This is a genomic window from Actinoallomurus sp. NPDC052274 (genome assembly GCF_040679475.1).
Lineage (GTDB): Bacteria > Actinomycetota > Actinomycetes > Streptosporangiales > Streptosporangiaceae > Actinoallomurus > Actinoallomurus liliacearum.
In genome coordinates this window covers 13,455-35,941 of sequence record NZ_JBFAUT010000016.1, presented here as the reverse complement: position 1 = coordinate 35,941, position 22,487 = coordinate 13,455, and the positions used below count along the sequence as shown (strand labels likewise).

Below are 22,487 nucleotides of genomic sequence, written 5' to 3'. Positions count from 1 at the left end.
GTCGAGGCCGCGGATCCGTACGGCCACGCCGGGCGGGTTCGTCCACCGGTGTCAGAGCCCGAGGACTCCGGACAGGTCGTCGCGGAGCGCGGCGAGCGCGGCGTCGGCGGTCGTACGGGCGTCGGCGACCGAACCGGTCACCGGCTCGACGACCTCGAGGTAGCACTTGAGCTTGGGCTCGGTGCCGGACGGGCGGACGACGACGCGGCCGCCCCCCGACAGCCGGAAGCGCAGGCCGTTCGTCGGCGGGAGGCCACCCAGCCCGGCGGACAGGTCGTCGACGTCCGTCACCGTACGGCCGCCGAGCCGGTCCGGCGGCGTGGCGCGCAGCCGGTCCATCGCGTCCGTGATCAGCGACAGGTCGGCCACCCGTACCGACAGCTGCGCGGTCGCGTGCAGGCCGTACCGGCGCGCCTGGTCGTCGAGGAGGTCCAGGAGCGTACGGCCCTCGGCCTTCGTCTCGGCGGCGAGCGCGGCGACGGCCAGCGCGGCGCCGATGCCGTCCTTGTCGCGTACCGGGACGCCGTCGTCACCGCCGACGCAGTAGCCCAGGGCCTCCTCGTAGCCGTACACGAGCCGGTCGTGGACGGTGCCCGCCTTCATGATCCACTTGAAGCCGGTCAGCGACTCGGCGTACCGCACGCCGTGCGCGGCCGCGATCCTGCCGAGCAGCGACGAGGACACGATCGTCGTGACGACGAGCCGGTCGGCGCCGCTCGTGTGCCGCAGGACGTGCTCGGCCAGCAGCCCGCCGACCTCGTCCCCGGTCAGCATCCGCCCGCCCACGGCCACCGCGCAGCGGTCGGCGTCCGGGTCGTTCGCGATGACCAGGTCGTGGCCCTTGCCCAGGTCGAGGGCCAGGTCCATCGCGCCCGGCTCCTCGGGGTTGGGGAAGGCGACGGTCGGGAAGTCCGGGTCGGGCCGGGACTGTTCGGCGACGACGTCCGGCGGCGCGAACCCGTTCCACGCGAACGCGCGGGCCAGCACCTCCCCGCCCACCCCGTGCAGCGGGGTGTAGGCGGTCGAGACGTCCCGCGCGGTGCCGAGCGGGAGCCGCGACAGCGCGTGCAGGTAGGCCTCGACGATGCCGTCGTCGAGGGCGTTCCACTCCATGCCGCGCGGCAGCTCGTCGATCCGCCCGACCGCGTCGATCGACCGGGAGATCTCCGCGTCCAGCGGCGGGATGATCTGGGCGCCGTCGCCCCAGTACACCTTGTAGCCGTTGTCGTGCGGCGGGTTGTGGCTGGCGGTCACCATGACGCCCGCGTCCGCGCCGAGGAAGCGGACGGCGTACGCGAGGACCGGCGTCGGCAGCGGCCGCGGCATCAGGTGCACCGTGACGCCCGCCCCGGCGAGCACCGCGGCGGAGTCCTCGGCGAAGACGTCGGACTTGTGCCGCGCGTCGTAGCCGATCACCACGGAGGCCCCGTTGCCGGGCCGCTCGAAGCGTTCGGCCGCGTCCTCGGAGGTGAGCACGGCGGCGAGGCCCGCCGCGGCCCGCATGACCGTCACCCGGTTCATGCGGTTCGGGCCGGCCCCGAGCTCGCCGCGCAGGCCCGCCGTGCCGAACTCCAGCTTCGCCCCGAACCGCTCGGCCAGCGCCGCCTCGTCGTCCAGCAGGGCCCGCAGCTCCTCGCGGGTCTCGGGGTCGGGGTCCTGGGCCAGCCACTCCTCGGCCTGCCGCCGGTAACCGTCGCGCACGTGTCCGTCCATTCCGATGAAGGCTCAGAGGGCCCGCAGGGCCTTGCCGAGGAGGCCGCCCATCCGTTCGGCGGCGGCCCGCCCGGCGGCCAGCACCTCCTGATGGTCCAGCGGCTCGCCGGTCAGGCCGGCGGCGATGTTCGTCACCAGGGAGATGCCCAGTACGTCCGCGCCGCCCTCACGCGCCGCGATCGTCTCCAGGACGGTGGACATGCCGACCAGGTCCGCGCCCATGGTGCGGAGCATGCGGATCTCCGCCGGCGTCTCGTACGACGGGCCGGGCAGCGCGGCGTAGACGCCCTCGGCGAGCGTCGGGTCGATCTCCTTGACGAGCGACCGCAGGGCGGGGGAGTACGCCTCGGTCATGTCGATGAAGGTCGGGCCGGAGATCGGGTTCTGGCCGGTGAGGTTCAGGTGGTCGCTGATCAGGACCGGGTCGCCGACCTTCTGCCACTCCGGGCGGGTGCCGCCCGCGGCGTTGGTGAGCACGACCGTCTTGACCCCGGCGGCCAGCGCCGTGCGGACGCCGTGCACGACCGGCCGCACGCCCCGCCCCTCGTACAGGTGGGTGCGGCCGAGGAAGACCAGCGCCCGCCGCGTGCCGACCTCGATGACGCGGATCGTGCCCGCGTGGCCCGGCACGCCCGGCTCGGCGAAGCCGGGAAGCTCGGTGACGGGGAACTCGTCGGCGGGCGCGCCGAGCGCGTTCGCCGCCGGGACCCAGCCGGACCCCATCACGAGGGCGACGTCGAAGGAGTCGGCGGTCAGGCGTCGTTTCAGCGCGTCGGCCGCCGATCGGGCCAGTTCGTAGGCGTCATTGCTCACAAGCGGACAGACTACCCACGCCGTACGCGCTGCTCAGTCGCCGAGCGACTTGCACGGCCGGGTGCGCAGATCCTTGACGTAGTCGTCGGGCGCCCCGGCCCTCTCCGCGGCGTCCGCGAGGATGCCGAGATACCGCGCCGACGGCAGCCCGCCCTCGTAGGCGTCGAGCACGTAGAGCCAGGCGAGGACGTCGCCGTCGAGAGTGGCGATCCGCACCCGGATCTTCCGGTAGACGCCGAGGGCCGCCCCCTCCCACTCGTCCAGGGCCTGCTCGTCGAACTCGGGGACGTCGTACAGCACGACGAAGACGTGCTCGTCGGCGTCCTCGACCACGGTGGCGAGAGCGCCTTCGAAGCCGACGTTCTCACCGCCGAAGGTCAGCCGCCAGCCCTGGAGCCAGCCGGTCGTGCGCAGGGGCGAGTGCGGAGCGCGCTGCGCCATCTGTGCGGGATCCATGTTGGAGGCGTACGCCGCGTAGAAGGCCACGGTCGCCCAGCGTACGGCCTGAACGGACGCGACGGCGCGTCAACCCCGGGAGTGCGGGAGAATGACCGATATGACACGCGTAGCCATCATCGGAGGCGGCCCCGGCGGCTACGAATCCGCCCTGGTCGCCGCACAGCTCGGCGCCGACGTCACGCTCGTGGAACGCGACGGGCCCGGTGGGGCCTGTGTCCTCACCGACTGCGTCCCGTCCAAGACCCTGATCGCGACGTCCACCCGCATGGCCGTCCTGTCGGAGTCGGCGTCCCTCGGCGTCCGGTTCTCCGGCGGCGCGGACGGCGAGGTCGGCGGGCCGGAGGTCGATCTTCCGCTGGTCAACAAGCGGGTCAAGGAGCTGGCCTGGGCCCAGTCCGCCGACATCGAGGACCGCGTCGGGGACGAGGGCGTACGGATCATCCGCGGCGAGGGGCGGCTCGTCGACCCGCAGATCGTGGCCGTCGGCGACGAGCGGATCCACGCGGACGTCGTACTGATCGCCACCGGCGCGACGCCACGGGTGCTGCCCGGCGCGGAGCCCGACGGCGAGCGCATCCTCAACTGGCGTCAGCTGTACGAACTGCCCGAGCTGCCCGAGGACCTCATCGTCGTGGGCTCCGGCGTCACCGGCGCCGAGTTCGCCGGCGCGTACCTCGCGCTCGGCTCGCGCGTGACCCTCGTCTCCTCCCGCGACCACGTGCTGCCGAACGAGGACGAGGACGCCGCGCGGGTCCTCGAAGAGGTCTTCCAGCGGCGCGGCATGAACCTCCTGGCCCGCTCCCGGGCCGCCGGGGTGAAGCGCACCGGCGACGGCGTCGAGGTGACGCTCACCGACGGCCGTACGGTCACCGGCTCGCACTGCCTCATGACCGTCGGCATGGTGCCCAACACGCACGGGATGGGCCTGGAGGAGGCCGGCGTACGGCTCGACGAGCGCGGGTTCGTGCAGGTCGACAAGGTCTCCCGCACGTCGGCGCCGCACGTGTACGCCGCCGGGGACTGCACCGGCGTGCTGATGCTCGCCTCGGTCGCCGCCATGCAGGGCCGGATCGCGATGTGGCACGCCCTCGGCGAGGCCGTGCAGCCCCTCAAGCTCGGCTGGGTCGCGGCCAACATCTTCACCGACCCGGAGGTCGCCACGGTCGGCGTGTCCCAGGCGCAGATCGACTCCGGCGAGGTCCCGGCCCGGATCGTGAAGCTGCCCCTCTCCACCAACCCGCGCGCGAAGATGCAGGGCTTCCTGGACGGCTTCGTGAAGATCTTCTGCCGCCCGGCCACCGGCATCGTGCTCGGCGGCGTGATCGTCGCGCCCCGCGCCGGCGAGCTGATCCTCGGTCTGTCCGTCGCGGTGCAGCAGCACCTGACCGTCGACCAGGTCGCCCACACGTTCGCGGTGTACCCGTCCGTGTCCGGCAGCATCACCGAGGCCGCCCGCCGCCTGATGCAGGAGTCGGCCTACTGACCCACGGCGGCGGGACCCCACCCGCCAGCCGCGTCCCCAACCTCACGGGACAGAACACCTAACGACCGGTGGCGCCCCACGTGAGGGACAGGCCGGTCGCGGCGCGGTCGGTGCTGATCTCCATCATGCTTCCGAGGATGGTGGCGTGGTCGTCGACGACGGCGGCGCCGTCGAGCGTGTAGGTGATCCGCTCACTCGTGAACACCGGGCTGCCTGCCGGCTCCTCCAGGTGCTCCGCGAGGGCGGCGTCCAGCAGCCCGGGACGGATCGTCTCGGCGGCCCGGGCCACCGCCACCCCGGCGTCGGCGAGCGCGCCGTACAGCGAGACGCCGGTGAAGTCACGGTCGCGAACCCGCTCGGCGTACGGCTGCCGGACCCAGGACACCTGATGGATCGCGGGGCGCCCCGCGAACTCGCGCAGCCGCTCCAGCCGCAGCGCCGTCTCGCCGGGCCGGGCGCGCAGCCGCGCGGCGACGCCGGCCGGAACCTCGCGCACGGATCGCCCGAGCACCACCGTGCGCACCTCGTGTCCCTGCTCCCGCAGATCGTCGGCGAGGCTCCGGAGCGAACCGAGCTGGTACGCCAGGTGCGGTGGCGCGACGTACGTGCCGCGCCCGTGCCGCTGCACGATCAGCCCCTCGTCGCTGAGCCGCCGCAGCGCCTGCCGGAGCGTCATCAGGGTCACCCCGTACGAGGCGCTCAGCTCGCGCTGCGGCGGGAGCGCCTCACCCGGGGCGTAGTGACCCGCGCGGATCTTCGCGGCGAGATCGGCGGCGATGGTGCGGTACCTCGCCTCGTGGCCGGGGTCCCGGGCCATCGGCCTCCCTCTCCTCCGCGCGGCTCGCCCTGCGCTCAGGTCTTCTCGTCGAGTGCTCGGCGAATCTTAGCCAGGAAGGCTCCGACGTCGTCCGGGCCGGACCCGTCCAGCACCTGCCGCATCAGCGCCGCGCCGATCACGACTCCGTCCGCGCCACGCGCGGCCGCCACCGCCTGCTCCGGGGTCGAGATGCCGAACCCGAGGAGCACGGGACGGTCGGTGCCGCGCTTGATCCGCTCGGCCGTCGTGTTCGCCGACGCGGCGAGCGCGGCCCGCTCACCGGTCGTCCCCATCAGCGAGACGGCGTAGACGAACCCGCGGCTGCGCCGGCCGATCTCCTCCAGCCGGGGCCCCGGCGTGGCGGGGGAGGCGAGCAGCGCCAGGTCGACGCCCGCGGCGGTCGCGACGTCCGTCAGCTCCCCGGCCTCGTCCACCGGCAGGTCCGGGACGATCAGCCCGCTGATTCCCGCTTCCCGAAGCGCCGCGCAGAACGCCTCCGCCCCGTCCCGCAGGACCAGGTTGTAGTACGTGCTGGCGACCAGCGGCACGGCCGGTTCGCCCAGCGCGGCGAGGTCGGCGAGGATCCGGCGCGCCGACGCGCCCCGCGCCAGTGCCGCCTCCGACGCCTCCTGGATCGTGGCGCCGTCGAGGGTCGGATCGCTGAACGGCAGCCCGACCTCGATCGCGTCGGCGCCCGCCTCGGCGAACGCCCGCAGATACGCCGTCCAGTCCGGGGTGATCCCGCCGGTGAGGTAGGGCATCAGCAGCGTACGGCCCGCGTCGCGGCGCGCCCGCAGGCGCCGCTCCAGCGATCCGAGCGTCATCGTTCCGCCGTTCACGCGACGACCTCCATCAACGTCGAGATGTCCTTGTCGCCCCGGCCCGACAGGGTGAGCAGCACGGTCGCGCCGGGCGGCAGCTCGCCGTCGCCCGCCGCGCGGATCACCCACGCGACCGCGTGCGCCGACTCCAGCGCGGGCACGATCCCCTCGGTCCGGGCGAGGCGTACCGCCGCGTCGACGACCTCCTCGTCGGTGACCGTGACGTACCGGGCCCGGCCCAGGTCGCGCAGGTGGGCGTGTTCCGGGCCGACCCCCGGGTAGTCCAGGCCGGCCGCGATCGAGTGGGCCTCGGTGATCTGACCGTCGTCGTCCTGCAGGAATCGCGAGCGGAAGCCGTGCAGCACGCCGTCCCGGCCGAGGGTCGCGCCGGCGCCGCCCTCGGCCTCGACGCCGACGAGCCGCGCGGGGCCGTCGGCGAACCCGGCGAACGTGCCCGCCGCGTTCGACCCTCCTCCCACACAGGCCACGACGTGGTCCGGCGCGCCGGCGGGCAGCTCGGCGGCGCACTGGCCGCGCGCCTCCTCACCGATCACCCGCTGGAACTCCCGGACCATCCACGGGTACGGATGCGGGCCGACGACGGACCCCATGCAGTAGTGGGAGTCCTCCAGCGCGCCCACCCAGTGGCGCATCGCCTCGCTCGTCGCGTCCTTGAGCGTGCGGCTGCCCGTCACCACCGGGACCACCTCGGCGCCGAGCAGGCGCATCCGGAAGACGTTCAGCGCCTGGCGCTCGATGTCGCGCTCGCCCATGAAGACCGTGGCCCGCAGGCCCAGCAGCGCCGCGGCGGTCGCGGTCGCCACCCCGTGCTGTCCGGCGCCCGTCTCGGCGATCAACCGGGTCCGGCCCATCCGGACGGCCAGCAGCGCCTGCCCCAGGACGTTGTTGATCTTGTGGGAACCCGTGTGGGCCAGGTCCTCGCGCTTGAGCAGGACCTCCACCCCCAGCTCGGCGGACAGACGCCGCGCCCGGGTCAGCGGCGTCGGACGGCCGACGTGCTCGGCCAGCAGCGCCGCGAGGTCGGCGCGGAACGCCGGATCGGACCAGGCAGCCCGGAAGGCGTCCTCCACTTCGCCGCACGCCGCCACCAGCGACTCCGGCACGTACCGGCCCCCGTGGCCGCCGAACCTGCCGCGCGCCCCGGGATCGCCCATCGCCGTGGCCCGGGGGACCGCCCTTCGCGCCGCGCGCGGTCGTACGTCCGTCACCATCTCGCCTCCCGTAAGTTATATAACTCTCGGATGAGTTCTATAACTCTTTCAGTGTGACACAGGATTAGGAGAACGCACCAGCACGTTCGTCCGGGCGACGCGTTCGCCGGGAACCCGGGCATGCGAAAAGCCCGGCCGGGAACCGGCCGGGCCATGGGAAAAAGTTGTCCACAGACTGTGGACGGTCACTGTGGACGAGCCCTGTGGATTACGTGGAACGCCAGGTCAGTACGGCGGAGGACCGGGGCGCGGTTCGTCGGGTACGGGGAGGCCGTGCTGCCGTAGCCGGGCCCGGCGGATGTCCCCGGCGCTGATCACGACCACGAACGCGCTGCTCAGCAGCGCCAGCGCCACGACGGCCACCCGGATGCCCGCCTCGGCGGGGAGCAGCGCCAGCCCCACGCACACTGGGAGCATGAGAACGAGGTGGCGGACCATCATGCGGCCACGCCACCCCGCGTCCATCAGGTCGTGCCGTACCCAGCTGAGGTTCTCCGGCGGAAGCCGGAACCCCATGATGTAGCGGGCCCGCCGGAGCGGGCCCGGGTCACCGGGTAGCCGGGTCAGCGGGGACCTCCATCACCAGTCGCCGCCGCCCCCGAAGTCGCCGCCGCCACCGTCGAAGCCCCCGAAGTCGCCGCCGCCGATGTCGAAGCCACCGCCGCCGCCGTCTCCACCGCCGAAGCCCCAGTCGTTGCCGTTGTCGTTGCCGGCGTCGTACCCGGCCGCGTAACCCGCGTCGTACCCGCCGCCGTGGCCGCCCCAGCCCCCGCTGAAGATCGAGCCGAGCGCGGTGCCGATCAGCAGGCCGCCGAGCATGTCCCCGCCGCCGAAGCCGGAGTAGTAGCCGCCGGCGTACGGCGCGTACGCCGGTCCGGCGTCCCAGTACGGCCGCCGCTGGCCGCCGATCGTGACCAGGCGGGCGTCCGGGTCCATGCCCGACAGCACCCGCTGCGCGTCGGCCGCGCAGGCCGGCACCGACCGCGGCGCGCCGCCGCCGGGCGCCCACATGACGTCCTGCACGGACGGACCGTGCTGCGGGTTGAAGAAGCACGGCGCCCGCCGCTCGGGAACCGGCCGGCCGTCCAGCCGGGCCCGCACCGCGGTCATGTAGTACCGGCCGTCCGCCAGTGCCTCGGTGACCTTGCTCATGTCCTGCGGGTGGCGCGCCTCGTCGACCGCCGCCTTGGCCCGGTCGTAGGAGTCCATGGCCCGCTGGTAGTCGTCCCGGGTGGCCGGGTTGAGATTCGAGTCCATGACGTTGAGGTTCAGTCCGGTGATGTCCTCACCGAGCCGGGTGACGTCCTCGTAGACGTTCTCCTTGAGCTCGGCCATCTGCCGGGCCTCCCGCTCCTTCCGCCGCTTGCGGGCGAAGAAGATCAGGCCCACGACGCCCACGACGATGAGCACCAGGACGCCCAGCACCACGAACCCGGCCGTGGCCGAACCGGACTTCTTGTCGGAGACGGCCTTGTCGAAGCGCTTGTTCAGGTTGAGGAGCAGGTCCTTGAGGTTGGACGAGTCGCCCCGCGCCTGGGTCACCAGCTGCCTGACCTTGCCGCTGCCCAGCCCCTCGTGGGAGCCCGCGAGGATGCGCTCACCCTTGGCGTCGAGCAGGATCAGCGTGCCCTTCCCGCCCAGAGCGGAGTCGAGCTGGCGCAGGCTCGCGCTGGTGACGCGGTTCTCCTTCACCACGGCCATCCGGACGGTCGAATCGTCGTCCTTCAGCGCGTTGATCACGGTCTGCCGGTCGGAGCCGGACATCGACGCACCAGAGTCCTGGGACACGTAGAGCCGCTGGCTCTTCAGTCCCTGGACCACGTTCTGGAACGGGTCGGCGCTCGCCGGAGCGGCGAACGCGAACAGCAGTGCGACGACGGCGGCCACGGCGGCGAAAATCGTCGAACGGCGAATCTTCATGACGCCTCAGGTGATCAGTGTGGTTGCTTTGACTAGCTTCGACGAACCAGTGGGCGAGATGGTTCCGTACACGCGAGGTATCCCCACGCTGAACCAGGCCATCCCTGAGCCGAGGGTAACCGATGGCGAACCCCGCGCTACCCTCCGCTCCTACGCCGCCGCCCGGGAGGCGCGTCTCCGCGTCGCCGGCTCAGGAGTCCTTGATCTCGCAGATCACGGCGCCGTTCGAGACCGTCTGACCGACCTGCGCGGCCAGGCCCGTCACCGTCCCCGCCTTGTGCGCCGTCAGCGGCTGCTCCATCTTCATGGCCTCGAGCACCACGATGGTCGCCCCGGCCTCGACCGGCGTACCGTCCTCGACGAGGATCTTCACGATCGTGCCCTGCATCGGGCTGACCAGCGCGTCCCCGCCCACGGCCGCCGCCCCGGCCTTCTTGCCGCCCTTGCGCCGGGCCGGCGCCGCACGGCCGCCTCCCGGGTCGGGGTCGCCCGCGGCGGAGGCCCCCAGGCCCGCGGGAAGCACCACCTCGAGGCGCTTGCCGCCGACCTCGACGGTCACCCGCTCCCGCTCCGCCGGCTCGGTCGCCTCGACCGTCGCGTCGTACGGCGCGATCGTGTTGTCGAACTCGGTCTCGATCCAGCGCGTGTGCACCCGGAACGGCTCGTCGACGAACGCCGGATCCTCGATCACCGTCCGGTGGAACGGGAGGACCGTCGGCATGCCCTCGATCTCGAACTCGGCGAGCGCCCGCCGGGCCCGCTGCAGCGCCTCGGTACGGTTCGCACCGGTGACGATCAGCTTCGCGATCATCGAGTCGTACATCTGCGGGACCGTCATGCCCTGCTCGAAGCCCGAGTCCAGTCGCACGCCCGGACCGCTCGGCGGACTCCACCGGGTGATCGTGCCCGGAGAAGGCAGGAAGTTGCGCCCGGCGTCCTCCGCGTTGATGCGGAACTCGATCGAGTGGCCGCGCAGCACCGGGTCGTCGTACCCGAGCTCCTCGCCCTCCGCCACGCGGAACTGCTCGCGGACCAGGTCCACGCCCGCGACCTCCTCGGTCACCGGGTGCTCGACCTGGAGCCGGGTGTTCACCTCGAGGAACGAGATCGTGCCGTCCTGGCCCACCAGGAACTCGCACGTGCCCGCCCCGACGTACCCGGCCTCGCGCAGGATCGCCTTGGAGCTGGAGTAGAGCGTGGCGAGCTGCTCCTCGCTGAGGAACGGCGCCGGCGCCTCCTCCACGAGCTTCTGGTGCCGCCGCTGCAGCGAGCAGTCACGCGTCGAGACGACCACCACGTTGCCGTGCTGGTCGGCGACGCACTGGGTCTCCACGTGCCGCGGCTTGTCGAGGTACCGCTCGACGAAGCACTCCCCGCGCCCGAACGCGCCCACGGCCTCGCGGACGGCCGACTCGTACAGCTCGGGGATCTCCTCCATCGTGCGCGCGACCTTCAGCCCGCGCCCGCCACCGCCGAACGCCGCCTTGATCGCGATGGGCAGCCCGTGCTCGCGGGCGAACTCCACCACCTCGTCGGCGTTCTCGACCGGGTCCTTGGTGCCCGCCACCAGCGGAGCGCCGACCTTCTGCGCGATGTGCCGCGCCTGCACCTTGTCGCCCAGCGCCATGATCGCGCTCGGCGGCGGTCCGATCCAGGTCAGACCGGCATCGATCACCGCCTCGGCGAACTGCGCGTTCTCGGAGAGGAAGCCGTAGCCGGGGTGCACGGCGTCGGCGCCGCTCTCCTTGGCGATCCGCAGCAGCTTGCCGATGTCGAGGTAGCTCTCCGCGGCCGTCGACCCGCCCAGCGCGTACGCCTCGTCCGCCACCCGCGCGTGCAGCCCGTCCAGGTCCGGCTCGGAGTAAACGGCGACACTGCCGATTCCCGCGTCCCTGCACGCCCGCGCGATACGAACGGCGATCTCACCCCGGTTGGCGATCAGGACCTTGCGCACGTACGACTCCTCGCTCTTGCCGATCAGCCAGAGTCTAGGCAACCCCGCTCCCAACATCCGCAAGGACCGCCGGGTTACCGCGATCTCCAATGTAACCGAGCACTTGCTACCTCGCCGCGGACCCCCCTCGCCGGCGCGACGCTTTCGGCTCTGTGCCGAGACTTTTGGTCGTTCCAGCGACCGAGACTTGGGGCGTTCAGGTCGCGATCACCGCTGCTCGCGCTCGCCGATCCGGGCGGGCAAAGGACTCGGATAACCGCCCGAGCCGCGACGCATTCGTGCGCTTTCGTCCCACTTCCCGCGAGAACTCACGTCCGTTCGCCGAGACTTCCGTTCGCTCGTCCTCGCTCCGATCCGCCCGTACTCGGGGCCGGACGAAGATGGTCGTCGTGATCGATCCGGCGCGAGCGGTGTACGGCGAGAGGGCGAAGCGTTGAGCCCGGTGTCGGGAACGGCCCTCGCCGTTCTCAGGGAGCGGGACTTCCGGCGGTTCTTCGTCGGGCAGTCGGCGTCGCTGCTCGGCGACGGCATGGTGGGCGTCGCCCTGGCGTTCGCGGTGCTGGACCTCACGGGGTCACCGGCCGACCTCGGGTACGTCCTGGCGGCCCGGACGATCCCCATGATCGTGGGTCTGCCGGCCGGCGGGGTGCTCGCCGACCGGCTGCCCCGGCGCTGGATCATGGTGGCCGCCGACCTGGCGCGTTTCCTCGGCCAGGGGGCGATGGCCGCACTCCTGATCGGCGGGCACGCGGCGATCTGGGAACTCGCGGCCTGCCAAGCCGCGCACGGTGTGTCGACCGCCCTGTTCAGTCCCGCCTCGACGGGCCTCGTCCCCGCGATCGTCCCCGGCGAACACCTCCAGCAGGCCAACGCGCTGCGGGGGCTGGCGCTCTCGATCGGCAGGATCGGCGGCCCCGTCCTGGCCGGTGTCCTGGTCGCGACGGCCGGCCCCGGATGGGCGATCGCCGCCGACGCGGCCACCTTCGCGATCAGCGGGGCCACGCTCGCCCGGCTACGCCCGCCGGCGCACCGGCCGCCACCGGCCCGGTCCTTCGTGCGCGACCTGCGGGAGGGCTGGACGGAGTTCACGTCCAGGACCTGGGTGTGGACGCTCGTCGTGGCGGCGTCGCTGACCAACCTGCTGTTCGCGGCCTTCTACGTCCTCGGCCCGGCGGCCACCGCACTGGCGTCCGGTGGCCCCGCCACATGGGCCACCATCCAGGCCGTACTCGGTGCGGGGGCCCTGATCGGCGGCCTCATCGCGTTGCGCCTGCACCCGCGCCGCCCACTGCGGACCGGCGTGTCGGCCCTCGCCCTCTCGTCCCTGTCCACCCTGGGGCTGGCCGCGCACCTGCCCGTCATCCCGATGGCGGGCCTGGCCCTGCTCGGCGGCATCGGGATGACGCTCTTCAACACCTACATGGAAACCGCCATTCAGCACCACGTCCCCGACAAGGCCCTCTCCCGGGTCAGCGCCTACGACTGGTTCGGGTCCTACGCCTGCCAGCCCATCGGCCAGGCCACGGCCGGTCCCCTCGGTGCCGGACTCGGGATCCACCCGGCGCTCTGGCTCGCGGGCACCCTTCAGTTCCTCGTCGCCCTCGCCACCCTGTCCGTCCCCGCGATCCGCCGCCTGCCGGCCGGAGCCGGGAACGCGCCGACGCCCGCGAACCGAGAGCCCTGAGTACGGGACGCCGGTACGTCGCCTCGGGTAAAACGCTCGGCGACCTTCCCGATGCCGCAGGAATTTCACCCGGTTTCTTCCGATTGGGGCGACGCGGCTTCCGGTCATCCCCGAGCGTTCCGCAGTTTGTTCATCATCCGTGCCGTCATCCGATCTTCCGCAGGTCGGTGGCCGGAAGCGGACAAGAGAAAGGCTTCCGTCGGCGCTCACGTCAATGCTTAATTGGCACGGCATAAAGACAAAGAGTCGTTCGGCCAATGTTCCACGGCCGGAGGGGTTCAGGCCGTGCCGACCCTGCGGCCGCGGCCTGGAGCGACCGCGGATCCCGCGTTCACAAGCGCCGCCAGAGCCCCTATGACCTGCCCGTCCACGTCATCGGACGGCATCAGATCCATCGCCGTCCGCAACGGGCGGCAGCGGACCGACCGAGCGACCCGGATCCACAGCGAAAGGAGAGGTCTGATGGGCGGTATCTACGGTGGTGATCCCGAGGCCATGAAGAGGCTCGCCGGCCTCTTCCAGAAACACGGCCAGGAGCTCGACCAGATCATCCGGGACCTTAACTCGAACACCGAAAGCAGTCAGAGCATCTGGCAGGGGCCCGGGGCCAATCGGTTCCGCGAGGCATGGGCCCAGGCGAAGCCGTCGTTCGACAAGATGGTCGTCGCCTTCCAGGAGGCCCACCGGGACATCAACAGCCGAGCCGAGGGTTTCCGCAACGTCGGCAAGTAGCCCGCGGGGGGAGAGTTCGGTCATGGTCGGCCTCGGGTCCGTCGCGTGGCCGTGGCCGCCTGGATCGGCATGGCCTGGCCGAGGTGGACGTAGAGACCGCGGCCGGTGGGGCCGTCGAGGGAGATCTGGCGGGGGAGCCGGAGGTTGAAGACGTCGCCGTCGTCGGGTGAAGTGACGGCGAGGAGCACGCCGGTGCGGGAGCGGCGCGTCTCGGAGATGAAGCCGCTGTAGCCGCGGGCCAGGTCCTGCGTCGTCCCGGCGATGATCAGGGCCTGCTCCGCGTCGCGGGCCGCGCGCAGCGCGCGGACCAGGACGTCGTCGAACGGGGTGTTGTCGAGCAGTTCGGCGTCGTCGACCACCACGACGTACCGGCCGTGCCCCTCGACGACCTCCTCGAACCGGTACGCGTCCTCCGGCCCCTCCAGGACCGCGAGCACGCCCGGCTCACCGCGCAGGTCCCGGAGCGGCGACCGGCGCGGGCAGATCAGGACCACCGGCACGGTGCCCTCACCGATCCGCGGGTCGAGCAGCGAGCCCACCATCGTCATCAGGACCGTTGAGCGCCCGGAGCGGGGCGGACCCGCGACGGTGAAGCCGGGGCCCTCGGCGAGGAGGTCGACGCCGATCGGGCCGAGTTCGTCGCCGCCCGCGCCGACGAGCGCCCACAGCGGCGACGGCGCGACGAAGTCGGGGTCGAGGGTCAGGGCCTCGCGGTAGGTCACGTGCACCGGCAGCTCGTCGACGTGCAGCGGCCGCTGGGCGGGGCTCGGCCGGTCGTACGTCCGCTCGGCCTCGCGCGCCAGGCGCTGGAGGGCGGCGACCTGGGCGGTACCCGCGGCGACCTCGGTCAGGAGGGCGATGTGGGACTCGCGCAGGGTGCCGCCGTCCGGGCCGACCGCCTCGAGCACCCGGCCCGGCGGCAGGTCCGAGGGGACGTGGCGTTCGTTGATGCCGGCGTAGGTGTAGTCGTTCGGGTCGGCCATGCGGAGGATGAGCCGGCCGTCGAAGACGGTGGAGACCTGGCCGGTGAGGCCGGAACGGTCGCCGGTGAAGACGGCGCGCAGGCCGACGGCGGCGCCCTCGCGCAGGAGGCGCAGGAGCGAGTCGATGAGGCGGCCGTAGTCGTAGTTCTCGAACGCCGCGACGTAGCCCTCCCAGCGGTCGAGCACCAGGAGCATCCAGGGCAGGCGTTCGGCGGGCGCGGCGGCGGTGCGCTGCTCGGCGAGGGAGGAGAAGCCGGTGGCGGCGAGGATCTGCTGGCGGCGGCCGACCTCGGCGTGCAGGCGGGCGAGGAGGCGTTCGAGGCGTTCGGTCTGGTCGCGGGTGACGACGGCGCCGCAGTGCGGGAGCGCGACGAGGGGGAGAAGGGCGTTCCCGCCGCAGTCGACGCCGTAGAGGTGGACGTCGGCGGGGCCGCAGGTGGCGGCCAGAGAGCCGGCGAGGGTGCGCAGGACCGTGGACCGGCCCGAGCGCGCCGAGCCCGCGACGTACAGGTGGCCGCCCTGCAGGAGGTCGAGGGCGAGGACGGAGCGGGACTGGGCGGACGGCAGGTCGGTCAGGCCGAACGCGAGCGGCGGGACGTCGTCGTGGTCGGTGAACACGGCGGGCAGGTCGTCGAGCGTCAGGCGGGCCGGCAGCGGCTCCAGCCACGGGGGCGGCTGGTCGTCGAGGCCGGCGCGGTCGGCGGCCTCGCGGATCGCGGCGACGAGCGCCTTCAGGTCGGTGACGGTGGCCGCCTCGTCGTCGGCCGCGTCGGTCACGGCGAGGGGGCGGCCCAGACCCTGCCAGGGGAGGGGGAGGACCTGGGCGGGCGTGCCGGTGAGGGCGCCGGGGCGGCGGCCGCCGATCCGGGCCGACTGCACGGCGTGCGGGGCGGCGGCGCCGGAGCGTACGTAGCAGCGGCCGGGCGTGGACTTGGAGATCCGGGCGGCGGACGGGTCATCGATGACGTCGGTGGACTCCTCGGCGGCGGTGACGCGCAGCGCGATCCGCAGGTTGGCGTTGGCGCGGATGTCGGCCGTGACGACGCCGGCGGGGCGCTGGGTGGCGAGGAGCAGGTGGACGCCGAGGGACCGGCCGCGGCGGCCGATGTCGACCAGGCCCTCGACGAAGTCGGGCAGCTCGGTCGCGAGCGTGGCGAACTCGTCGATGACGAGGACGAGGCGCGGCACCCGGACGGCGGCGCGGGGGTCGCCGTCGTCGTACAGCTCGCAGTAGTCCTCGATGTCCTTGGCGCCGGCGTGCAGCAGGATCTCCTCGCGGCGCCGCAGCTCGGCGCCGAGGGACTCGAGCGCGCGTTCGGTGAGGTGGCCGTCGAGGTCGGTGACGACTCCGGCGACGTGCGGCAGCGCCGCGCAGTCCTTGAACGCCGCGCCGCCCTTGTAGTCGATGAGCACGAACGTCATCTCGTCGGGCCGGTTCGCCACGGCGAGCGACGCGATCAGGGTCTGCAGGAGCTCGGACTTGCCGGCGCCGGTCGTGCCGGCGATCAGGCCGTGCGGTCCGTCGACGCGCAGGTCGACGGTGAACACACCGTCGGCCGACACGCCGATCGGGACGGCGGTGGTACGGCCGCCGGCCGCCCAGATCGCCTGGACGCGGGCGGCGGTGGGGTTCGGCATGCCGAGGATCTCGAGGAGCCGGGACTCGCGCGGAACGGCGGACTCGGCGTCGTCGCGGGACACGTCCCGTACGGGGGCGAGGGCGCGGGCCATGCGGTCGCACCAGCCGGTGGAGACCTGGTCGGCCAGGATCGGGCCGACGGCGTCGAGGCCGTGGCCGCGCAGCCGTACGTGCGTCGGCCGGTCCCAGTCCCAGACCGCGACGGCGCTGCACTCCTCGGGCAGGAGGCGCTCGTCGTCGTCGACGCAGATGGCGTGCAGGCCGTACGTCGGACCGCTGGACAGGACCTGCGGCATGCCCGGCATCCGGCGGAGCCGCCGCGCGCCGTCCATGACGAGCAGGATGTTGTACGGCCCGGCGCCCTGGGCGGCGCCGCCGAAGAGCCCGCCGGCGGACCGGTCGGCGGCCCGGCGTCGCTCGGTGACGCGGATCGCGAGCTCGGTGATGCGGTGCGCGACCGAGTCGGGGTCCGCGCCGATGAGCGCGACGCACTCCTCGCCTTCGCGGGGGGCGGAGTGCGGCAGCCAGCGGACCCAGTTCCAGTGCTCTGCGCCGTCGGCGTCGGCGCAGAGCACGACGATCGCGAGGTCGCGGGGGCTGTGCAGGGCGGCGGCCTGGGCGACGAGCCAGCGGGCGAGCGCGCGGGAGCGGTCGCGCGGCCCGGCGAGCCCGATGACGCCGAGGTCGGCGAGCGGCAGTGTCACGGGGACGGCGCGGGCGACGGGATGTTCGGGCATGACGGGGTCGGCGTCGCCGCCGCGACCGGGGACCAGCTCGATGTCCGCGGGCCGGTCGGCGAGGCCGACGCGCAGGTGCAGGGTGTCGGCGTCGGAGCGGCGGCGCTCCCAGAGCCGCCGCCGGGGGCCGGTGGCGGTGAGCAGCACCTCGGCCGGGTCGGGCGCGAGGGCGCGGCGGTCCTGCTCGTCGGTGCGGCGCAGGTGCTCCAGCGCGGCGTCGAACTCCTCCTTGGCGCGCCGGTAGTCCTTCATCGCCTTCTTGTAGGACTTGCGGCCGTACACCCGGTCGCCGATCCACTCGCCGACCTGGATGACGGGGTACGCGAACGCCATCAGCGCCCAGTACCACTGGCGCGTGACGACGGCCATGACGACGCCGGTGGCGGCGAACAGCAGCGAGCCGAGCAGCCGGAGCCGTTCGCGCTGCGTCTTGGGTGGCTGCTGCGGGACCTCGAGCGTGGAGCGCCGCTCGGGCGGCAGCAGGCGGGGCGGCCGGTTGTAGGCGAGCCCGCCGTCGTCCAGCGGTGCGAGGTGGGCGTCCGGAGCGCTGGCCGGGACGTGGGTCAGCACGGACGATCCGACCGTCAGCACCCCGCCGGGCGGCCACGTGGCGGTGCCGTCGAGCGGAACCCCGTCGAGGAGGGCGTCGCCGACGGTGGCGACGGCGGCGGTCACGGTGACGCGGTGCGACTCGACCGTGATGGTGAGGGCGTGCGGCGGCACGGACGGGTCGTCGAGCCGTACGTCCACGTCAGGGCCGTTGCCGAAGGTCGTCTCGCCGATGCCGAGGCGGTGCACCGCGCCCGCGGCGGGGCCGCCGGTGACGCGGATCTCCGCGCTTCCGGTGGGCTCGGCCAGGACGGTCGCGACGGCGCCGGCCGGGTCGAGGGCCACGAGGGCGCCGTCGCGCAGGACCCGCGCGGCGGGCACCGCCGGATCGAGCATGCGCCCGCCCGCCCAGAGCGGAGGCGCGGGTTCGGCCACCCAGCGTGCGCTTGGTAGGTGTACGACTTCCGCGAGGGCCTCTTTGACCGGCTCGGTGTTGAGCGCCGTAATTAGTGATCTCGCAACGGTTTCTACCGTCATATCGGAATCACCGTTGACCACGACGTCACGGGGACCCTGATCGGTCATCACCGTGAGCGAGATTCGCATTACCCCTCCGGATTCGCCGTCTGCCGGACCAGGATAGAGAGGGTGCCGGGGTGTCTCCAGCCGGTCCGGCGGAGTGCAGTCTTGATCACTTAACTAGTGGCCGACATCCGGGGCGAAACAAACTGTGGAGCCCGCATTGACGCGGAGCGGTAAGGACGGAACGATGGTTCGCCGCGTCCCGTCAACGCCGACAGTCCGCAATCCCCCGAATTGGCGGAGTATCCAGTGACGACGAGCAGTGATCGCAAGAGCGTCGCCGACACCTCCGGGCGGCCGTCGCTCGCAGTGGCGGCCGGCCACCGGATTCCCGTGCCGCCCCGGGAGCGCAAGCCCGCGATGGCGGCGCTCGCCGTTCTGCTCATCGTCGGAGGTGCGCTGGTCAGCGCCTATCTGGTGATGGCCAGCGGGCAGCGCGTCCCGGTCATCCGGATCGCCAAGCCGGTCGCCGCGGGGCAGCGGATCCCGGCGTCCGCGCTGGAGGAGGTCCAGGTCTCGGCGACCGGCGGCCTGGACTACATTCCGTGGCGGGACCGCGTGAAGGTCACGCAGACGTACGCGACCGTCACACTGGTCAGCGGATCGCTCCTGACGAACGGGATGATCAGCACGGCCGCCTCGGCGGCCAAGGGCACCGTCGTCGTCGGGCTCGCGCTCAAGCCCGGTCAACTCCCGGCGGGCGGCCTGCACCCGGGCGACCGCGTCGCGGTGTACGCCGTGGCCGTGCAGGGCCAGACCGGCATCGCGGCCGGCGCGGTGCTCGCTCCGGCCGCGATGGTCTACGACGTCGCCGAGCCCGGTCAGAACGACGTCCAGAGCGACCAGGTCCAGGTGTCGGTGACCGTGCCCACCGACGAGGCGCCGCTCGTCACCCAGGCGGCGTCGGCGGGCGCGGTCGCGGTGGCCGTCCTCGCGCCCGGCGAGCAGGCGTCCGGGAAGCGGGCGCACGCCGCCACCGCGCCGGCCGCCGTGCCCCCGACGCCGCAGCAGTCGGCGACCGACCAGGAGCCGACCGGCCGGCCGACCGACCGGCAGCCGGCCCCGGACCGTACGGCACGCCGATCGACGACCGGGACGCCCGGCGGCCCGACGGGCAGGCCCTGATGGGGCTCATCGTCCTCGCGGCCGACAAGGGAGCGCCGGGCGTCACCACCGCCGCCATCGCCATCGCGGCGGTGTGGCCGCGCCCGGTGCTGCTGGCCGAGTGCGACCAGGCGGGCGGCGACCTGGTGTACCGCCTGCCCGCCGAGGACGGCGGCATGCTGAACCCCGCGCGCGGCATGCTGAGCCTGGCCGCCACCGCGCGGCGCGGGCTGCGCGCGGACCAGGTCTGGGAGCACACGCAGCGGCTCGTCGGCGGCCTGGACGTGCTCGTCGGCCTCACCAACGCCGAACAGGCCCAGGGGCTGACCTGGCTGTGGAGCCCGCTCGGCCGCGCGTTCGCGAACCTCACCGCCCCGGGCCCGTACGCCGACGGCACCGCGCACGCCGGGCACCCCGGGAACGGCACGACGCCGAGCGGCGGGTTCCCCGTCCAGGGCGGCGCGCCAGAAGCGGGCGGCCCCGCGAGTCAGATCCCCGTCGACGTGGTGGCGGACTGCGGCCGGCTGGGCGCCGGATCGGCCTTCACCGACCTGCTGCGCGAGGCGTCCGCCATCGTCCTGTTCACCCGCGCGACCCTCGAACACGTCGCTCACCTGCGCGAACGCATTAACTCGCTCGCGTCCGAACTCGCCGGTCACGCCGCGCCGCCGATCGGTGTCGTGGTCGTGGCCGATCCCCGCGAATACCGCGGCTCCATCACCGAGGTCGGCCGCATCATTTCCAATGCCAAATTGCCCGCGAGTGTTCTGGGGGGTTTCGCGCTGGATCCCAAGGGTGCTGAAATGCTGAGGGGACGTTGGGGCGGGAGGCTTGACAGATCGCTGCTGATTCGTTCGGCCCGGCAGATCGCGGGCGGGCTCGCCGCGCGGGCCGCGGGCGGCCCGGACACGGGCCGCGAGGCGCAGGGAGCGGCTAGTGGATCACAGTCTCGTTAAGCGACTCCGGCAGGAGGTCGGCGGCCGGCTCGCCGACCAGCGGCGGCTCGACGCCGCGAACGGCCTCGCGCCGATGGTCCCCGAGGACGAGCGGCAGTTCGCCCGCGCCCTGATCGGGCAGGTCCTCGAGGAGTACGCCCGAGCGGAGATCGCGGCGGGCCGGCGCCCGCCGAACGCCGAAGAGGAGGAGCAGCTCGCGGCCGGCGTGCACGCCGCGCTGTTCGGCGTCGGACGCCTCCAGCCCCTGCTCGAGGACCCCGAGATCGAGAACATCGACATCAACGGCTGCGACCGGGTGTTCATCGGGTACGCCGACGGCCGCGAGGTCATGGGCGAGCCGGTCGCCGAGTCCGACGAGGAGCTGGTCGAGCTCATCCAGATCCTGGCGGCCTACAGCGGGCTGTCCAGCCGGCCCTTCGACTCCGCCAACCCCCAGCTCGACCTGCGGCTGCCCGACGGGTCCCGGCTGTCCGCCGTCATGGACGTCACCGTACGGCCCGCGCTGTCGATCCGCCGGGCCCGGCTCGGCAAGGTGTTCCTGTCCGACCTCGCAGGCAACGGCACGCTGAGCACCGAGCTCGGCCTGTTCCTGCGGGCCGCCGTCGCCGCCCGCAAGAACATCATGATCGCCGGAGCGACGAACGCCGGGAAGACGACGCTGCTGCGGGCCATCGCCAACGAGATCCCGGCCGCCGAGCGGCTCATCACCGTCGAGCGCGCGCTCGAGCTCGGGCTCGACCAGTTCCCCGAGCTGCACCCGAACGTCGTCGCGCTGGAGGAGCGGCTGCCGAACTCCGAGGGCCAGGGCACGATCACGATGGCCGAGCTCGTCCGCCGGTCGCTGCGCATGAACCCCTCCCGCGTCATCGTCGGCGAGGTCCTCGGCGACGAGATCGTCACGATGCTCAACGCGATGACGCAGGGCAACGACGGCTCCCTGTCCACGATCCACGCGAACTCCTCGTGGGAGGTGTTCAACCGCATCGCGACGTACGCCCTGCAGTCCGACGAACGACTGCCGATCGAGGCGACGCACATGCTCATCGCAGGTGCCATCGACTTCGTCGTCTTCATCGAGAAGCGCAACGACTACGCCCAGGGCGGCCGGCTGCGGCGCTTCGTCTCCAGCGTTCGCGAGGTGACCGGCTGCGACGGCCGGGTGCTGTCCAGCGAGATCTTCGAGCCCGGCCCGGACGGCTCCGCCGTGCCCGCCGCGCCGATCGCCTGCGCCCAGGAACTCGTGCCGTTCGGCTACGATCCGGCCGCCGGGGTCCCCTGGTGACGGGCGGACTCACCGACCTGGCCACGCTGCCCGCCATCGTGGCGGGCGCGATGGTCGGCGGCGGCGTGCTCCTGCTCATCGTCGCCGTGCGCGGCGTACGGCCACGGCCAGGCCGGCCGACCGGGCGCAGCCGCGAGGACCTCATCCGCACGCTGAGCACGCGGACGGCGATGGCCGCCGTCGCCGGCGTCCTCACCCTGATCGTCACGCGGTGGCCGGTCGCCGCCATCGGCACCGGCCTGCTCGTCCTCGGCTGGAAGACCATCGGCGGCGGCGCCGCCGAGGAGCGCCGCGCGATGGCCCGGCTGGAGGCGCTCGCCGCGTGGACCGAGTCGCTGCGCGACACGATCGCCGGCGCGGTCGGCCTCGAACAGGCCATCCCCTCATCGCTGCGGGCCGTGGCCCCGGTGCTCGAGCCGCACGTACGGACCCTGGTCGACCGGCTGCACACGCGGGTGCCGCTCGCCGACGCCCTCCGCAGGTTCGGCGACGACCTGAACGACCCGTCCGCCGACCTCGTGGTCGCCGCGCTCATCCTGAACGCGCGGCTGCGCGGCCCCGGCCTGCGCGACATGCTCGGCGCGCTGTCCACCTCCGCCCGCGCCGAGCTCGACATGCGGCGTCGCGTCGAGGCCAACCGGCGCACCACGCGCCGCAGCGTGCAGATCGTCGTCGGGGTCTCGGTCGGCACGGCACTGCTGCTCGCCGTCTTCAACCGGTCCTACGTGAAGATGTACGACTCGTTCGTCGGCCAGCTCGTCCTCGCCGTGGTCGTCGGGCTGTTCGCCCTCGGGTTCGTCTGGCTGCGCCGGCTCGCCAAGTACGAGATGCCGCAGCGCTTCCTCGGCGGAGCCGACACCGACCGGCCCGGGGTCCCCGCCGAGGTGCCCGAGACGGTCGCGCGCTGGCAGGGCCGGACCGGCACCGGCCCGAACCCCACGGTCAAGGGAGGCACCCGATGACCGCCACGGTCCGCCCAGAGAGGCACCCGGTGACGGTCACGGCCCGACCGGAAGCGTCCGCGGGC

17 protein-coding genes are annotated in these 22,487 nt (G+C 73.1%); 7 read left to right on the top strand and 10 right to left on the bottom strand.

The genetic code is table 11. The annotated features are described in order from the left end of the window. Positions 1 to 51: 51 nt before the first annotated feature. Genes AB0K82_RS16020 through AB0K82_RS16010 form a run of 3 tightly spaced genes read right to left on the bottom strand, consistent with a single transcriptional unit; the run spans position 52 to position 3,012 of the window. Positions 52 to 1,713, bottom strand: a complete 1,662-nt coding sequence (locus tag AB0K82_RS16020; RefSeq protein WP_364397494.1) for a phospho-sugar mutase — start codon at positions 1,711 to 1,713, stop codon at positions 52 to 54. Positions 1,714 to 1,725: 12 nt separating this feature from the next. Further along, entirely contained in the window at positions 1,726 to 2,526 is an 801-nt protein-coding gene (locus AB0K82_RS16015) for a purine-nucleoside phosphorylase (protein ID WP_364397491.1), read from the bottom strand. A gap of 33 nt (positions 2,527 to 2,559) precedes the next feature. Continuing rightward, positions 2,560 to 3,012, bottom strand: a complete 453-nt coding sequence (locus tag AB0K82_RS16010; RefSeq protein ID WP_364397488.1) for a gamma-glutamylcyclotransferase — start codon at positions 3,010 to 3,012, stop codon at positions 2,560 to 2,562. A 70-nt stretch (positions 3,013 to 3,082) separates the two neighbouring features. Here AB0K82_RS16010 and AB0K82_RS16005 point away from each other — a divergent pair, with 70 nt between their 5' ends. After that, positions 3,083 to 4,468 carry an NAD(P)H-quinone dehydrogenase gene (locus tag AB0K82_RS16005; protein ID WP_364397486.1) on the top strand — a complete coding sequence of 462 codons (1,386 nt, stop codon included), beginning with the start codon at positions 3,083 to 3,085 and terminating at the stop codon, positions 4,466 to 4,468. A 58-nt stretch (positions 4,469 to 4,526) separates the two neighbouring features. Here AB0K82_RS16005 and AB0K82_RS16000 read toward each other — a convergent pair whose 3' ends face one another. From AB0K82_RS16000 to AB0K82_RS15975, 6 genes are all read right to left on the bottom strand, one after another. Next, on the bottom strand, positions 4,527 to 5,285 hold the full coding sequence (locus tag AB0K82_RS16000) for a GntR family transcriptional regulator (protein ID WP_364397484.1): 759 nt from the start codon (positions 5,283 to 5,285) through the stop codon (positions 4,527 to 4,529). A gap of 35 nt (positions 5,286 to 5,320) precedes the next feature. Continuing rightward, positions 5,321 to 6,124: a tryptophan synthase subunit alpha gene (gene trpA, locus AB0K82_RS15995; protein ID WP_364397481.1), complete on the bottom strand. Its 804-nt coding sequence runs from the start codon at positions 6,122 to 6,124 to the stop codon at positions 5,321 to 5,323. Beyond that, the gene (gene trpB / locus AB0K82_RS15990; RefSeq protein ID WP_364397706.1) at positions 6,121 to 7,281 is read right to left on the bottom strand and encodes a tryptophan synthase subunit beta; all 1,161 of its coding nucleotides are present in this window, start codon (positions 7,279 to 7,281) and stop codon (positions 6,121 to 6,123) included. The genes trpA and trpB overlap by 4 nt, the downstream gene beginning before the upstream one ends. Positions 7,282 to 7,563: 282 nt before the next feature. After that, a complete protein-coding gene (locus AB0K82_RS15985) occupies positions 7,564 to 7,905 on the bottom strand; it encodes a DUF5313 family protein (RefSeq protein WP_364397704.1) in 342 nt (113 codons plus the stop codon). A 12-nt stretch (positions 7,906 to 7,917) separates the two neighbouring features. After that, a complete protein-coding gene (locus AB0K82_RS15980; protein ID WP_364397479.1) occupies positions 7,918 to 9,258 on the bottom strand; it encodes a hypothetical protein in 1,341 nt (446 codons plus the stop codon). A 190-nt stretch (positions 9,259 to 9,448) separates the two neighbouring features. Beyond that, on the bottom strand, positions 9,449 to 11,212 hold the full coding sequence (locus AB0K82_RS15975) for a biotin carboxylase N-terminal domain-containing protein (RefSeq protein WP_364397702.1): 1,764 nt from the start codon (positions 11,210 to 11,212) through the stop codon (positions 9,449 to 9,451). A 442-nt stretch (positions 11,213 to 11,654) separates the two neighbouring features. On the opposite strand from AB0K82_RS15975, the gene AB0K82_RS15970 reads away from it, so the two are divergent. Beyond that, positions 11,655 to 12,896 (top strand): MFS transporter, encoded by a 1,242-nt coding sequence (locus tag AB0K82_RS15970; protein WP_364397477.1) that lies wholly within the window; start codon positions 11,655 to 11,657, stop codon positions 12,894 to 12,896. Positions 12,897 to 13,358: 462 nt separating this feature from the next. Beyond that, positions 13,359 to 13,628 (top strand): WXG100 family type VII secretion target, encoded by a 270-nt coding sequence (locus AB0K82_RS15965; protein WP_364397474.1) that lies wholly within the window; start codon positions 13,359 to 13,361, stop codon positions 13,626 to 13,628. 20 nt (positions 13,629 to 13,648) lie between these two features. Here the strand turns inward: AB0K82_RS15965 and AB0K82_RS15960 are convergent, their stop codons facing one another. Then, complete coding sequence (locus AB0K82_RS15960) at positions 13,649 to 17,971, bottom strand: FtsK/SpoIIIE domain-containing protein (protein ID WP_364397471.1); 4,323 nt, start codon at positions 17,969 to 17,971, stop codon at positions 13,649 to 13,651. Between the two features lie 396 nt (positions 17,972 to 18,367). Between AB0K82_RS15960 and AB0K82_RS15955 the strand changes: the two genes are divergently transcribed. From AB0K82_RS15955 to AB0K82_RS15940, 4 genes are read left to right on the top strand one after another with little or no spacing between them, the layout of a single operon-like run. After that, positions 18,368 to 19,243 (top strand): hypothetical protein, encoded by an 876-nt coding sequence (locus tag AB0K82_RS15955; protein WP_364397468.1) that lies wholly within the window; start codon positions 18,368 to 18,370, stop codon positions 19,241 to 19,243. After that, a complete protein-coding gene (locus AB0K82_RS15950; protein WP_364397465.1) occupies positions 19,243 to 20,178 on the top strand; it encodes a hypothetical protein in 936 nt (311 codons plus the stop codon). Before AB0K82_RS15955 ends, AB0K82_RS15950 begins: the two co-directional genes overlap by 1 nt. Continuing rightward, a complete protein-coding gene (locus AB0K82_RS15945) occupies positions 20,159 to 21,460 on the top strand; it encodes an ATPase, T2SS/T4P/T4SS family (protein WP_364397462.1) in 1,302 nt (433 codons plus the stop codon). The genes AB0K82_RS15950 and AB0K82_RS15945 overlap by 20 nt, the downstream gene beginning before the upstream one ends. Beyond that, complete coding sequence (locus AB0K82_RS15940) at positions 21,457 to 22,422, top strand: type II secretion system F family protein (RefSeq protein WP_364397460.1); 966 nt, start codon at positions 21,457 to 21,459, stop codon at positions 22,420 to 22,422. Before AB0K82_RS15945 ends, AB0K82_RS15940 begins: the two co-directional genes overlap by 4 nt. The last annotated feature ends 65 nt before the right edge of the window (positions 22,423 to 22,487 follow it).

Excerpts from the sequence above, each read along its gene's own strand:
- AB0K82_RS16005 (WP_364397486.1), top strand. The coding sequence starts at position 3,083 with ATGACACGCGTAGCCATCATCGGAGGCGGCCCCGGCGGCTACGAATCC.
- AB0K82_RS16020 (WP_364397494.1), bottom strand. The coding sequence starts at position 1,713 with ATGGACGGACACGTGCGCGACGGTTACCGGCGGCAGGCCGAGGAGTGG.
- AB0K82_RS16000 (WP_364397484.1), bottom strand. The coding sequence starts at position 5,285 with ATGGCCCGGGACCCCGGCCACGAGGCGAGGTACCGCACCATCGCCGCC.
- AB0K82_RS15950 (WP_364397465.1), top strand. The coding sequence starts at position 19,243 with ATGGGGCTCATCGTCCTCGCGGCCGACAAGGGAGCGCCGGGCGTCACC.
- trpB (WP_364397706.1), bottom strand. The coding sequence starts at position 7,281 with ATGGGCGATCCCGGGGCGCGCGGCAGGTTCGGCGGCCACGGGGGCCGG.
- AB0K82_RS15980 (WP_364397479.1), bottom strand. The coding sequence starts at position 9,258 with ATGAAGATTCGCCGTTCGACGATTTTCGCCGCCGTGGCCGCCGTCGTC.
- AB0K82_RS15965 (WP_364397474.1), top strand. The coding sequence starts at position 13,359 with ATGGGCGGTATCTACGGTGGTGATCCCGAGGCCATGAAGAGGCTCGCC.